The organism is Pseudomonas sp. SBB6 (assembly GCF_024213215.1).
Classification (GTDB): Bacteria; Pseudomonadota; Gammaproteobacteria; order Pseudomonadales; family Pseudomonadaceae; genus Aquipseudomonas; species Aquipseudomonas donghuensis.
This window is the reverse complement of the sequence record NZ_JANAVH010000004.1, coordinates 236528-249617: the sequence shown is the minus strand read 5'-3', so window position 1 is coordinate 249617 and position 13090 is coordinate 236528. Positions and strand designations below refer to the sequence as shown.

At 61.3% G+C, this 13090-nt stretch carries 12 protein-coding genes; 6 read left to right on the top strand and 6 right to left on the bottom strand.

Translation table 11 applies throughout. The annotated features are described in order from the left end of the window. Positions 1-55 precede the first annotated feature (55 nt). Both typA and thiI read right to left on the bottom strand, forming a co-directional pair. On the bottom strand, positions 56-1879 hold the full coding sequence (typA, locus tag NLX68_RS09975; protein WP_010222300.1) for a translational GTPase TypA: 1824 nt from the start codon (positions 1877-1879) through the stop codon (positions 56-58). 128 nt (positions 1880-2007) lie between these two features. Then, positions 2008-3462 (bottom strand): tRNA uracil 4-sulfurtransferase ThiI, encoded by a 1455-nt coding sequence (thiI, locus tag NLX68_RS09970; RefSeq protein ID WP_010222299.1) that lies wholly within the window; start codon positions 3460-3462, stop codon positions 2008-2010. 330 nt (positions 3463-3792) lie between these two features. Here thiI and glnA point away from each other — a divergent pair, with 330 nt between their 5' ends. From glnA to ntrC, 4 genes are all read left to right on the top strand, one after another. Beyond that, positions 3793-5199, top strand: coding sequence for a glutamate--ammonia ligase (gene glnA, locus NLX68_RS09965; protein ID WP_010222298.1), 1407 nt, complete (start codon positions 3793-3795; stop codon positions 5197-5199). Positions 5200-5346: 147 nt separating this feature from the next. Further along, on the top strand, positions 5347-5895 hold the full coding sequence (locus NLX68_RS09960; protein WP_254283858.1) for a chorismate mutase: 549 nt from the start codon (positions 5347-5349) through the stop codon (positions 5893-5895). A 255-nt stretch (positions 5896-6150) separates the two neighbouring features. Further along, positions 6151-7236: a nitrogen regulation protein NR(II) gene (gene glnL, locus NLX68_RS09955; protein WP_010222296.1), complete on the top strand. Its 1086-nt coding sequence runs from the start codon at positions 6151-6153 to the stop codon at positions 7234-7236. Further along, a complete protein-coding gene (gene ntrC / locus NLX68_RS09950; protein WP_254283857.1) occupies positions 7233-8669 on the top strand; it encodes a nitrogen regulation protein NR(I) in 1437 nt (478 codons plus the stop codon). Before glnL ends, ntrC begins: the two co-directional genes overlap by 4 nt. A 306-nt stretch (positions 8670-8975) precedes the next feature. On the opposite strand, the gene NLX68_RS09945 is transcribed toward ntrC, so the two are convergent. Next, entirely contained in the window at positions 8976-9413 is a 438-nt protein-coding gene (locus NLX68_RS09945) for a hypothetical protein (protein WP_254283856.1), read from the bottom strand. Here NLX68_RS09945 and NLX68_RS09940 point away from each other — a divergent pair. After that, positions 9412-9867 carry a tRNA (cytidine(34)-2'-O)-methyltransferase gene (locus NLX68_RS09940; protein WP_254283855.1) on the top strand — a complete coding sequence of 152 codons (456 nt, stop codon included), beginning with the start codon at positions 9412-9414 and terminating at the stop codon, positions 9865-9867. The two genes, NLX68_RS09945 and NLX68_RS09940, sit on opposite strands and share 2 nt — an antisense overlap. A gap of 98 nt (positions 9868-9965) precedes the next feature. Here NLX68_RS09940 and secB read toward each other — a convergent pair whose 3' ends face one another. The 3 genes from secB to NLX68_RS09925 are packed head-to-tail and all read right to left on the bottom strand — an operon-like array spanning position 9966 to position 11170. Next, positions 9966-10457: a protein-export chaperone SecB gene (secB, locus tag NLX68_RS09935; RefSeq protein ID WP_010222288.1), complete on the bottom strand. Its 492-nt coding sequence runs from the start codon at positions 10455-10457 to the stop codon at positions 9966-9968. Positions 10458-10497: 40 nt separating this feature from the next. Next, a complete protein-coding gene (gene grxC, locus NLX68_RS09930) occupies positions 10498-10752 on the bottom strand; it encodes a glutaredoxin 3 (protein WP_010222287.1) in 255 nt (84 codons plus the stop codon). A gap of 1 nt (position 10753) precedes the next feature. Next, positions 10754-11170 (bottom strand): rhodanese-like domain-containing protein, encoded by a 417-nt coding sequence (locus tag NLX68_RS09925; protein ID WP_010222286.1) that lies wholly within the window; start codon positions 11168-11170, stop codon positions 10754-10756. A gap of 218 nt (positions 11171-11388) precedes the next feature. Here NLX68_RS09925 and gpmI point away from each other — a divergent pair, with 218 nt between their 5' ends. Then, positions 11389-12918 carry a 2,3-bisphosphoglycerate-independent phosphoglycerate mutase gene (gpmI, locus tag NLX68_RS09920; protein WP_254283854.1) on the top strand — a complete coding sequence of 510 codons (1530 nt, stop codon included), beginning with the start codon at positions 11389-11391 and terminating at the stop codon, positions 12916-12918. Positions 12919-13090 lie beyond the last annotated feature (172 nt).

Below are 13090 nucleotides of genomic sequence, written 5' to 3'. Positions count from 1 at the left end.
CAAACAAAAACGCCCCCGGCCTTGCGGCCGGGGGCGTTTTTTATTTCAGCCGAGCTTAGTTAGCCTTGGCTTTCTTGGCAGCGCGGGTACGCTCGCCTTCGTCGAGGATCTTCTTGCGCAGACGGATCGACTTAGGAGTCACTTCGCACAGCTCGTCGTCCTGGATGAATTCCAGAGCCTGTTCCAGGGTGAAGCGAACAGGTGGAACCAGGGCGATGGTTTCGTCTTTACCCGAAGCACGCATGTTGTCGAGCTTCTTGCCCTTGGTAGGGTTGACGCCCAGGTCGTTGTCACGGCTGTTCAGACCAACGATCTGACCGTTGTAGATCTCCTGGCCGTGCTCGACGAACAGCTTGCCGCGCGCCTGCAGGGTTTCCAGGGAGTAGGTCAGGGCCTTGCCGGTTTCAACCGAAACCAGTACGCCGTTCTGACGGCCGGACATGTGGCCGGACTTCATCGGAGCGTAACGGTCGAAGATCGAGGTCAGGATGCCTGCACCGTTGGTCAGGGTCAGGAACTGGTTACGGAAACCGATCAGACCACGGGCTGGAATGTTGTATTCCAGGCGTACACGGCCCTTGCCATCCGGAACCATGTTGGTCAGGTCGCCTTTACGCAGACCCATTTCTTCCATGACCTTGCCCTGGGAATCTTCAGGGATGTCGATGGTGACGTTCTCGAACGGCTCGTGCTTGGCGCCGTCGACTTCACGGATGATCACTTCCGGACGACCAACACCCATTTCGAAGCCTTCGCGACGCATGGTTTCGATCAGAACCGACAGGTGCAGCTCACCACGGCCGGATACCTTGAACTTGTCAGCCGAGTCGCCTTCTTCAACGCGCAGTGCAACGTTGTACAGCAGCTCTTTGTCCAGACGTTCCTTGATGTTGCGGGAAGTCACGAACTTGCCTTCTTTACCGCAGAACGGCGAGTCGTTGACCTGGAAGGTCATCGAAACGGTTGGCTCGTCAACGGTCAGCGGCTTCATCGCTTCAACTGCGTCCGGGGAGCACAGGGTGTCGGAGATGAACAGCTCGTCGAAACCGCTGATGCAGACGATGTCGCCAGCCTGGGCTTCTTCAACGTCAACGCGGTGCAGGCCGTGGTGACCCATCAGCTTGAGGATACGACCGTTGCGCTTCTTGCCGTCGGTGTCGATGGCGACAACCGGGGTGTTCGGCTTGACGCGGCCACGGGCGATACGGCCAACGCCGATAACACCGAGGAAGCTGTTGTAGTCCAGCGCCGAGATCTGCATCTGGAACGGGCCGTCACGGTCAACAGCCGGCGCTGGTACGTTGTCGACGATCGACTGGTACAGCGGAGTCATGTCTTCGGCCATTTCGGTGTGGTCCAGACCGGCAATACCGTTCAGGGCCGAGGCGTAGACGACTTTGAAGTCCAGCTGTTCTTCGGTGGCACCGAGGTTGTCGAACAGGTCGAAGATCTGGTCCAGAACCCAGTCAGGACGCGCGCCTGGACGGTCGACCTTGTTGATCACCACGATTGGACGCAGGCCGGCTTCGAAAGCCTTCTTGGTCACGAAACGGGTTTGCGGCATAGGGCCGTCTTGGGCGTCGACCAGCAGCAGTACGGAGTCAACCATCGACATTACACGCTCAACCTCGCCACCGAAGTCGGCGTGGCCGGGGGTGTCGACGATGTTGATGTGGTAGCCGTTCCAGTTGATGGCGGTGTTTTTCGCCAGAATGGTAATACCGCGCTCTTTTTCCTGGTCGTTGGAGTCCATGACGCGCTCGTCGTTGAGCTCGTTACGCTCCAGGGTGCCGGACTGACGCAGGAGTTTGTCGACCAGGGTGGTTTTACCATGGTCAACGTGGGCGATGATGGCGATGTTACGCAGATTTTCGATCACGTGTGTATCTCGATCAGAGGATTCGGGTTGCCGCCCAGTCTAGGCGGCGAATATGAATGAATGGCGCTCAAACGGCCCGGTGGTCGGGAGGGCGATGGCGGATGCTCCCGCCATATAGCCCCGGCGTCTTATGTCGGACGATAAACGCGCACATTGGCATGTCCCTCACTGAGCAGATGATGGGCATGCAGGCGACTCATTACTCCCTTGTCGCAATACAGCAGGTACTGGCGCGTGGCATCCAGCTCCTTGAAGCGACTGTTCAGGGCGTAGAACGGCAAGGCCTTGACCTCGATGCCGTCCAGTTCCAGGGGCTGGTCTTCCTGGGCATCAGGGTGACGAATGTCGATCACCACCTGCCCGGCCAGCGCCTGGCTGACTTCTTCGATCTGGATATCTTCGCTGAGTTCATCGATCACGTGGTCGATGGAGATCAGCCGGGCGCGTTCCAGGGCGCGCTCGAGCACCGCCATGTCGAACTGCTTCTCTTCATGGTCGAGGCGATGACGCTTGGCGCAGGTGGTCGGGTTCACCGAGATCACGCCGCAGTATTCAGGCATGTGTTTGGCAAACTCGGCGGTGCCGATCTGCTGGGCCTGGTCGATGATGTCCTGCTTGTGGCTGGCGAGCAAGGGGCGCAACACCAGTTTCTCGGTGGCCGAATCGATCACCGCGAGGTTCGGCAAGGTCTGGCTCGACACCTGGGAGATGGCTTCACCGGTCACCAGGGCGTCGATTTCCAGACGGTCGGCGATGTTGGTCGCCGCGCGCAGCATCATGCGCTTGAGGGTCACGCCCATGTAGCTGTTGTCGACCTTGCCGAGGATCTCGCCAACCACTTCTTCGAACGGCACGCTGACGAACAGCACGCGCTGGCTGCTGCCGTACTTCTTCCACAGGTAGTGGGCGACTTCCATCACCCCCAACTCGTGGGCACGGCCGCCAAGGTTGAAGAAGCAGAAGTGGGTCATCAGGCCACGGCGCATCATCTGGTAGGCCGCGACGGTGGAGTCGAAGCCACCGGACATCAGCACCAGGGTCTGCTCCAGCGCGCCCAGCGGGTAACCGCCGATGCCTTTGTGCTGGTTGTGAATGACGTACAGGCGCTTGTCGCGCACCTCGATGCGCACCTCGACTTCCGGCGTACGCAGGTCGATACCGGCGGCGCCGCACTGCTGGCGCAGCTGGCTGCCGACGTAGCGGTCGACGTCCATCGAGCTGAAGTCGTGGTGGCCGCCGCGCTTGCAGCGTACGGCAAAGCGCTTGCCGGCCAGCAGGTGACCGAAGTGCTGCTTGCACTTGGCGACGATGTCGTCGAAATCACCCAGCGGGTATTCGTCGACCTGCAGGAAGTGGGCGATGCCCGGCATGCAGGTCAGACGCTCGGTCATCTCGCGCAGGACTTTCTCGTCCTCGATGTGAGTGATCACTTCGAGGTTATCCCAGACACCGTTAACCGCGAGCGCAGGATCGAGGTCCTTGAGCACGGTGCGGATGTTGCGGGCCAGTTGACGGATGAAGCGCTTGCGAACCGGCCGGCTCTTGATGGTGATCTCTGGGAAGACTTTTACGATTAGTTTCATGAAAAACAGCGCGCGAGGTGCCGACTAAAAAAGTGGGGCGCGGATTATAGCGGAAATTGCTCAAGCTTTGAGCAACTTTTGTACAGAAGGTTTTCCTCGCACCAAAATGATGCACCATGTCCGTTTAGCGCATCTTTAAAGTGCAGAAAAAAGCCGCGAAATTGCAAAATCGGCCGAAAACGCTTGGGTTTGGGGCAAAAATCCCAACTCGGGGCACTGGCATGCAATTTGCTCCCTTGTGAGGCAGGTTGCCTTGGCCGACTATTCGCGCCCGGCATCACCCAAATTAAAGGGCTGCACAGGCAAGCTCTACCCCACCCGGAGGACACTATGTCGAAGTCGGTTCAACTCATCAAAGATCATGACGTTAAATGGATTGATCTGCGCTTCACTGACACCAAAGGCACTCAGCACCACGTGACCATGCCAGCTCGTGATGCGCTGGATGAAGATTTCTTCGAAGCCGGCAAGATGTTCGACGGTTCCTCCATCGCTGGCTGGAAAGGCATCGAAGCTTCCGACATGATCCTGATGCCGGACGACGCCTCCGCCGTGCTCGACCCGTTCACCGAAGAGCCGACCCTGATCCTGGTCTGCGACATCATCGAACCGTCGACCATGCAAGGCTATGACCGCGACCCACGCGCCATCGCCCGCCGCGCCGAAGAGTACCTGAAGACCACCGGTATCGGTGACACCGTCTTCGTCGGCCCAGAGCCTGAGTTCTTCATCTTCGACGAAGTGAAGTTCAAGTCCGACATTTCCGGCTCGATGTTCAAGATCTACTCCGAGCAAGGCTCGTGGATGTCCGACCAGGACGTCGAAGGCGGCAACAAGGGCCACCGTCCAGGCGTCAAAGGCGGCTACTTCCCAGTACCTCCGTTCGACCACGACCACGAAATCCGTACTGCCATGTGCAACGCCATGGAAGAAATGGGCCTGGTCATCGAAGTACACCACCACGAAGTGGCAACTGCCGGCCAGAACGAAATCGGCGTGCAGTTCAACACCCTGGTGAAGAAGGCTGACGAAGTTCAGACCCTGAAATACTGCGTGCACAACGTTGCCGACGCCTACGGTCGCACCGCGACCTTCATGCCGAAGCCACTGTACGGCGACAACGGCTCGGGCATGCACGTGCACATGTCCATCTCCAAAGATGGCAAGAACACCTTCTCCGGCGAAGGCTATGCCGGCCTGTCCGACACCGCCCTGTACTTCATCGGCGGTATCATCAAGCACGGTAAGGCCCTGAACGGCTTCACCAACCCGGCCACCAACTCCTACAAGCGTCTGGTACCAGGCTTCGAAGCACCGGTCATGCTGGCCTACTCGGCCCGCAACCGTTCCGCCTCGATCCGTATCCCGTACGTTTCCAGCCCGAAAGCCCGCCGTATCGAAGCGCGCTTCCCGGACCCGGCTGCCAACCCGTACCTGTGCTTCGCGGCACTGATGATGGCCGGCCTGGACGGTATCCAGAACAAGATCCACCCAGGCGATGCCGCCGACAAGAACCTGTACGACCTGCCGCCTGAAGAGGCGAAAGAGATCCCGCAGGTCTGCGGCAGCCTGAAAGAAGCCCTGGAAGAGCTGGACAAGGGCCGTGCGTTCCTGACCAAGGGCGGCGTGTTCTCCGACGACTTCATCGATGCCTACATCGCGCTGAAAAGCGAAGAAGAAATCAAGGTCCGCACCTTCGTACACCCACTGGAATACGAGCTGTACTACAGCTGCTAAGCCAGTGACGCTCGCGCAAGCGGCGTAGCGCTAGAGAGGCCTCCTTCGGGAGGCCTTTTGTTTTTCTGACATTCTTATGCGCATTGGCCGACAGGAAAAAAGGCCAAAAAGCTGCACACTGCTCTTTTGCCGCTCCGGACCCTCGCCATGCGTACGCCCCTGTTCGCCCTGCTGCTGGCGCCAACCTTGCTCCTGCAAGGGTGCGCCTCGACACCCGCACCGCCAGTTGCCCTGTCGCGCTTGCTCGATAGCGTGAATCAACGCCTGGATATCGCCGACGATGTCGCCCTGAACAAATGGGACTCGGGCCAGCCTGTAGAAGCGCCCGAACGTGAGCAGCAGGTCATCGCCAATGCCCGGAGCCAGGCGGTGCGCTTTGGTGTGGACGAGCACCGGGCAGCCGTGTTCTTCGCCGACCAGATCGAAGCCAACAAGCTGCTCCAGTACCGCGCACTGTCGCGCTGGCATGCCGCCGGCAGCGCACCACAAACGCCACGGGTCGATCTGGGCAGCCAATTGCGTCCGCAACTGGATCGCCTGCAACGCACACTGCTGAGCCAACTGGCAGCGTTTGATCGCAACCGCCCGGCGCAATGCCAGGCGACCCTCGCCCAGGCCATCGGTCAACTGGGCAAAGATCCGCAGCAGTCCCTGGCCCTGATCCGCGCCACCACGCATTTATGCTCGTCGCAGTAATCCTTCCTCTATGCTCTATATTGGTGCATGCATTTGCCTGCACCTGAGCAACTCAGCCCATTTTGGTTCACGAAAAGCGCCCACTCAGGACTTTTTAACCATATTTCGCGCAAATACAGGTCTTAATCCGGAAATTCCGCTTCTTTTCGGAGCCTTGGTTTGCTTTTTGCATTTTCTTTGTACCAGCGGATTACCAGCGACCGCGACTTGGGCCCAGGCCGAGGTTGTAGAGCCAAAAGAGGTCAACGACGCCCCATGACCATCAGCGATGCACTGCACCGACTGCTACTGGACAACCTGACCACCGCCACCATCCTGCTCGACGCCGACCTGCGTCTTGAGTACATGAACCCGGCGGCGGAAATGCTCCTGGCCATCAGTGGCCAGCGCAGCCATGGGCAATTCATCAGCGAACTGTTCACCGAATCGCCCGAAGCGCTGAATTCCCTGCGCCAGGCGGTGGAACACGCACACCCCTTTACCAAGCGTGAAGCCCAACTGACCTCGCTGACCGGCCAGACCCAGACCGTCGACTACGCGGTGACCCCGATCCTCAGCAAGGGCGCGACCCTGCTGCTGCTTGAAGTGCACCCGCGCGACCGCTTGCTGCGCATCACCAAGGAAGAGGCCCAGCTGTCCAAGCAGGAAACCACCAAGATGCTGGTGCGCGGCCTGGCCCACGAGATCAAGAACCCGCTCGGCGGTATCCGCGGCGCCGCCCAGCTGCTGGCCCGCGAGCTGCCCGAAGATGGCCTGAAGGATTACACCAATGTGATCATTGAAGAGGCCGATCGCCTGCGCAACCTGGTCGACCGCATGCTCGGCTCGAACAAGCTGCCATCGCTGGCCCTGACCAACATCCATGAGGTGCTGGAGCGGGTCTGCAGCCTGGTCGAAGCCGAAAGCCAGGGCGGTATCACCCTGGTGCGCGACTACGACCCGAGCCTGCCGGACGTGCTGATCGACCGCGAGCAGATGATCCAGGCGGTGCTCAACATCGTGCGCAACGCCATGCAGGCCATCAGCGGCCAGAACGAGCTGCGCCTGGGCCGCATCAGCCTGCGCAGCCGGGCCATGCGCCAGTTCACCATTGGCCACACCCGTCATCGCCTGGTGGCCAGGATCGAGATCATCGACAACGGCCCCGGCATCCCTGCCGAACTGCAGGAAACCATCTTCTACCCCATGGTCAGCGGTCGCCCGGACGGTACCGGGCTGGGCCTGGCCATTACCCAGAACATCATCAGCCAGCACCAGGGCCTGATCGAGTGTGACAGCCACCCTGGCCACACCACCTTCTCGATCTTCCTGCCGCTGGAACAAGGAGCCACCGCCTCATGAGCCGAAGTGAAACTGTCTGGATCGTCGACGATGATCGTTCCATCCGCTGGGTGCTGGAAAAAGCCCTGCAACAGGAAGGCATGACCACCCAGAGCTTCGACAGCGCCGACGGGGTCATGAGCCGCCTGGCCCGGCAGCAGCCGGACGTAATCATTTCCGACATCCGCATGCCCGGCGCCAGCGGCCTGGACTTGCTCGCGCAGATTCGCGAGCAGCACCCGCGCCTGCCGGTGATCATCATGACCGCCCATTCCGACCTGGACAGCGCGGTGGCGTCCTATCAGGGCGGCGCCTTTGAGTACCTGCCCAAGCCGTTCGACGTCGACGAGGCGGTATCGCTGGTCAAGCGCGCCAACCAGCACGCCCAGGAGCAACAGGGCCTGGACGTGGCACCGAGCCTGACCCGCACCCCGGAGATCATCGGCGAAGCGCCGGCGATGCAGGAGGTGTTCCGCGCCATTGGCCGCCTGAGCCATTCCAATATCACCGTACTGATCAATGGCGAGTCCGGCACCGGTAAAGAGCTGGTCGCCCACGCCCTGCACCGCCACAGCCCGCGGGCGGCATCGCCGTTCATCGCCTTGAACATGGCGGCGATTCCCAAGGACCTGATGGAGTCGGAGCTGTTCGGCCACGAGAAAGGCGCCTTCACCGGTGCCGCCAACCTGCGCCGCGGCCGCTTCGAGCAGGCCGATGGCGGCACCCTGTTCCTCGACGAGATCGGCGACATGCCGGCCGACACCCAGACCCGCCTTCTGCGGGTGCTGGCCGATGGTGAGTTCTACCGGGTGGGCGGGCATGTGCCGGTCAAGGTCGATGTGCGAATCATTGCCGCCACCCACCAGAACCTGGAAACCCTGGTGCTAGCCGGCAAGTTTCGTGAAGACCTGTTTCACCGCCTGAACGTGATCCGCATCCACATCCCGCGCCTGGCCGATCGTCGCGAGGATATCCCGACCCTGGCCAGGCACTTCCTCGGCCGCGCCGCCCAGGAGCTGGCGGTGGAGCCCAAGTTGCTCAAGGCCGAGACCGAGGAGTTCATCCGCAACCTGCCGTGGCCGGGCAACGTGCGTCAGCTGGAGAACACTTGCCGCTGGATCACGGTAATGGCCTCGGGGCGTGAAGTGCATATCGGCGACCTGCCGCCGGAGCTGCTCAACCTGCCGCAAGACACAGTGCCGGTAACCAACTGGGAACAGGCCTTGCGCCAGTGGGCCGACCAGGCCCTGGCCCGTGGCCAGTCAAGCCTGCTCGACAGCGCCGTGCCGAGCTTCGAGCGGATCATGATCGAGACCGCGCTCAAGCACACCGCTGGCCGCCGCCGCGATGCCGCGGTGCTGCTGGGCTGGGGCCGCAACACCCTGACGCGCAAGATCAAGGAGTTGGGGATGAAGGTCGATGGCGGTGATGAGGACGGTGACGACGAGGCCTGACCTGTGGGAGCTGGCTTGCCAGCGATCGAGCGCGAAGCGGTCGCATCCGGTCTGCAGAGAATGCACAGACTGCATTGACCTCATCGCTGGCAAGCCAGCTCCCACAAGATTGCAATTTGCCCCATTGATGCACCGACCCCGCTATCGGTGCACCGCCTGAAGGCACAAATCCCCGGCAAATCCCTGCCTACCCCCTCAAAACCCACCATTTCCCGCCCTGCAACAAAACTGGCACACACTCTGCATTAGTATGAGTACTTCCAGTTTTGGGGGCCTTGGTACAGGCAGGCCGGGGAATCCCCTCTTTTATTCGCGCAGCTTCACCTGCACCCGCCAGCGTCCGCCCTCCTCTGCACCGGCCCATTCGCCGTGCAGGGGGCGGGCCGCGACCAGGGTCACGAGCAAGCCACCATCACTGCTCTGCACCCGCCAGCTCACAGGCTTACCCTGCAACTGCAACTGACCACGGGCAGCCTTGCCCTCGGCCTCGAACAGCAGGGCCAGGGTGCCTTCGACCTCTTCGCCGTGCAGCTTGGGTTCCTCGTTGAACCACAGGTTCAAGCCCGCCTCGACCACCTCGACCTGCTCCAGCACGCGCGGCTCGGGCGCGGTCAGGCGACCGATCATCAGCCCCACCAGCATGCCGAACAGCGCCAGGGAAAACAGCACGCGCGGCCAGAGCTGCGAACGCGGGTCCGGTTCAGGAGTAGAATGCTCGCCATCTTTATGTTCGGAGCCGTGCATGTTTCACGTCATCCTCTTTCAACCAGAGATTCCGCCGAATACCGGCAACATCATCAGACTGTGCGCCAACAGCGGCTGCCACCTGCACCTGATCGAGCCGATCGGCTTCGAGCTGGACGACAAGCGCTTGCGCCGGGCCGGTCTGGACTACCATGAGTATGCCACGCTCAAGCGCCATGCAGACCTGCCCAGCTGCCTGGAAAGCCTAGGCCAGCCACGGCTGTTCGCCTTCACCACGAAAGCCTCGCACCCTTACCACGAAACCGCTTTCCAACCGGGTGACGCCTTTCTGTTCGGCCCGGAAAGCCGTGGCCTTCCCGCCGACGTACTGGACAGCCTGCCCGCCGAGCAGCGCCTGCGCCTGCCGATGCGTCCGGGCTGCCGCAGCCTGAACCTGTCCAACACGGTGGCGGTGACGGTGTACGAAGCCTGGCGCCAGCAAGGTTTTGCCTGAGAGATCCTTTCGCGGGTCAAGCCCGCTCCCACAGTGTTCGCGATAACCCCCAAGAAAAAAGCGCCCCGAGGGGCGCTTTTTGCTACATCGCAACAGGCTTATTGCAGCGAAGGGGCTTCGCCAGCTTCCTGCATGCGTTGCATTTCCTGAGCGTACAGGGCGTCGAAGTTGACCGGCGAGAGCATCAGTGCCGGGAACGAACCACGGGTCACCAGGCTGTCCAGCGCTTCACGGGCGTACGGGAACAGGATGTTCGGGCAGAAGGCGCCCAGGGTGTGGCTCATCGACGCCGGGTCGAGGTTCTTGATCAGGAAGATACCGGCTTGTTGCACTTCAGCGATGAAGGCCACTTCTTCGCCGTTCTTCACGGTCACCGACAGGGTCAGCACGACCTCGTGGAAGTCGCCTTCCAGGCCTTTTTGCTTGGTGTTCAGGTCCAGGGCGACGCTCGGCTCCCACTGCTGACGGAAGATCGCCGGGCTTTTTGGCGCTTCGAACGACAGGTCGCGCACGTAGATGCGCTGCAGGGAGAACTGCGGAGTGTTGTCGTCGGCTGCGGCTGCGGCGTCGTTGTTCTGTTGATCAGTCATGACAGATCCTTCTTTCCAGAGTCTTTAATGGGTTTCTGATTCAGGCCTTGAGCAGCGCGTCGAGCTTGCCGGCGCGCTCCAAGGCATACAGGTCGTCGCAACCGCCGACGTGGGTGGCGCCGATCCAGATCTGCGGCACCGAGGTACGCCCGGCCTTCTGGCTCATTTCGGCGCGCACCTGAGGCTTGCCATCGACCTTGATCTCTTCGAAGGCCACGCCTTTGCTGGCGAGCAGGTGCTTGGCCCGCGAGCAGTAAGGGCAGTAATCGCTGGAGTAGACGATGACGTTGCTCATGTCACTTCACCAGCGGCAGGTTATCGGCCTTCCAGCTCGACACGCCGCCTGACAGCTTGGCAGCGGTGAAGCCGGCCTTGAGCAGTTCGCGCGCGGTGGTGCCGGCGTGCTGGCCCATGGCGTCGACGATGATCAGGGTCTTGTTGGCCTTGTGCTTTTCCAGCTCGCCGATGCGCGCGGCGACCTTGTCCTGGGGAATGTTCACGGCACCAACGATGTGGCCGGCGGCGTAGTCCTTGCTCGAACGGATGTCGATCACCAGGCCTTTGTCGGCGTTGACCAGTGCAGTCAGCTCGCCAGTGCTCAGGCTGCGGCCGCCCTTGCGTGCTTCGGTGACGATCAGCAGAACCAGCAGAACGACGAAGATACCGACCAGCAGATAGTGATTTGTTGCGAATTCAATCAGGTGAGCAACCATCGGAGGGTGTTTCCAGGCCATTAAAAATGTTGGCCAGTATACACAGCCCCCAAGGTCGGCCAAAGCCCGCCGGGCAGGGTTATCGCCAGTAATTCTCATTGCCGCGCTACAGCCCGTCGGCCAGCGCCAGCGGGGCTGCAAGGTTAATTCGTCATTCGTAGCAAATTTGCCCTAAAATGCGTGTCTTTATCATCTGAACAACCGTGAGTGTGGGATTGATGACGAGCACGCCAAAACCCTTGGTCCTGATCATCCTGGATGGTTTCGGTCACAGCGAAAGCCACGAATACAACGCCATCTACTCGGCCAACACGCCGGTCTACGATCGCCTGCGCGCTACCCTGCCGCATGGCTTGATCTCCGGTTCCGGCATGGATGTCGGCCTGCCGGACGGGCAAATGGGTAACTCCGAGGTCGGCCACATGAACCTCGGCGCCGGCCGCGTGGTGTACCAGGACTTCACCCGGGTGACCAAGGCAATCAAGGACGGCGAGTTCTTCGACAACCCGGTGTTGTGCGGCGCGGTCGACAAGGCTGTCGGCGCCGGCAAGGCCGTGCATATCCTTGGCCTGCTTTCCGATGGCGGCGTGCACAGCCACCAGGACCACCTGGTGGCCATGGCCGAGCTTGCCGCCCAGCGCGGTGCCGAAAAAATCTACCTGCACGCCTTCCTCGACGGCCGCGACACGCCGCCCAAAAGCGCGCAATCGTCGATCGAGCTGCTCGACGCCAGCTTCGCCAAACTCGGCAAGGGCCGCATCGCCAGCCTGATCGGCCGCTACTACGCCATGGACCGCGACAACCGCTGGGACCGCGTATCGGCCGCCTATAACCTGATCGTCGACAGCAACGCCGAATTCAGCGCCGACAGCGCCCTGGCCGGCCTCGAAGCGGCCTACGCCCGCGACGAGAGCGACGAATTCGTCAAGGCCACGCGCATTGGCGAAGCGGTCAAGGTCGAAGACGGCGACGCGGTGGTCTTCATGAACTTTCGCGCCGACCGCGCCCGCGAGCTGTCGCGAGTGTTCGTCGAGCCTGAATTCAACGAGTTCCCACGCGCGCGCCTGCCCAAGCTTGCCGCCTACATCGGCCTGACCCAGTACTCGGCAAAAATCCCGGCCCCGGCCGCATTCGCCCCGGGCAGCCTGGACAACGTGCTCGGCGAATACCTGGCGAAAAACGGCAAGACCCAGCTGCGCATCGCCGAAACCGAGAAATACGCCCACGTCACCTTCTTCTTCTCCGGTGGCCGTGAAGAGCCCTTCGAAGGCGAAGAACGCATCCTCATCCCGTCGCCAAAGGTCGCCACCTATGACCTGCAGCCGGAAATGAGCGCGCCGGAAGTCACCGACCGCATCATCGAAGCCATCGAGCAGCAGCGTTACGACGTGATCGTGGTCAACTACGCCAACGGCGACATGGTCGGCCACAGCGGCGTGTTCGAGGCTGCGGTCAAGGCCGTCGAAGCCCTGGACCTGTGCGTCGGGCGCATCGTCGAGGCGCTGGACAAGGTCGGCGGCGAAGCGCTGATCACCGCCGACCACGGCAACGTCGAGCAAATGGAAGACGAATGCACCGGCCAGGCGCACACCGCGCACACCACCGAGCCGGTACCGTTCATCTATGTAGGCAAGCGCCCGCTGCAGGTCCGCGAAGGCGGCGTGCTGGCCGACGTGGCGCCGACCATGCTCAAACTGCTGGGCCTGGAAAAGCCGGCAGAAATGACAGGCTCGTCGATTCTCATCTGACGACTCCAGTTGCAAGCTTTAAGCTTCAAGCGGCAAGAAACAGCAGGGTTGAGCCGCCTTTGCTTGCCGCTTTTAGCTTGTAGCTTGCAGCTAAAGCCGACCAACGCCTCAATGCAGTTGCCTTGAGGCGTTTTTTTTGCAGGCCATGGCGGGCATACTAGGCCAGTCTCTA

Excerpts from the sequence above, each read along its gene's own strand:
- glnA (WP_010222298.1), top strand. The coding sequence starts at position 3,793 with ATGTCGAAGTCGGTTCAACTCATCAAAGATCATGACGTTAAATGGATT.
- thiI (WP_010222299.1), bottom strand. The coding sequence starts at position 3,462 with ATGAAACTAATCGTAAAAGTCTTCCCAGAGATCACCATCAAGAGCCGG.
- NLX68_RS09940 (WP_254283855.1), top strand. The coding sequence starts at position 9,412 with ATGTTTCACGTCATCCTCTTTCAACCAGAGATTCCGCCGAATACCGGC.
- NLX68_RS09945 (WP_254283856.1), bottom strand. The coding sequence starts at position 9,413 with ATGCACGGCTCCGAACATAAAGATGGCGAGCATTCTACTCCTGAACCG.
- grxC (WP_010222287.1), bottom strand. The coding sequence starts at position 10,752 with ATGAGCAACGTCATCGTCTACTCCAGCGATTACTGCCCTTACTGCTCG.
- gpmI (WP_254283854.1), top strand. The coding sequence starts at position 11,389 with ATGACGAGCACGCCAAAACCCTTGGTCCTGATCATCCTGGATGGTTTC.
- NLX68_RS09960 (WP_254283858.1), top strand. The coding sequence starts at position 5,347 with ATGCGTACGCCCCTGTTCGCCCTGCTGCTGGCGCCAACCTTGCTCCTG.
- NLX68_RS09925 (WP_010222286.1), bottom strand. The coding sequence starts at position 11,170 with ATGGTTGCTCACCTGATTGAATTCGCAACAAATCACTATCTGCTGGTC.
- secB (WP_010222288.1), bottom strand. The coding sequence starts at position 10,457 with ATGACTGATCAACAGAACAACGACGCCGCAGCCGCAGCCGACGACAAC.
- glnL (WP_010222296.1), top strand. The coding sequence starts at position 6,151 with ATGACCATCAGCGATGCACTGCACCGACTGCTACTGGACAACCTGACC.
- ntrC (WP_254283857.1), top strand. The coding sequence starts at position 7,233 with ATGAGCCGAAGTGAAACTGTCTGGATCGTCGACGATGATCGTTCCATC.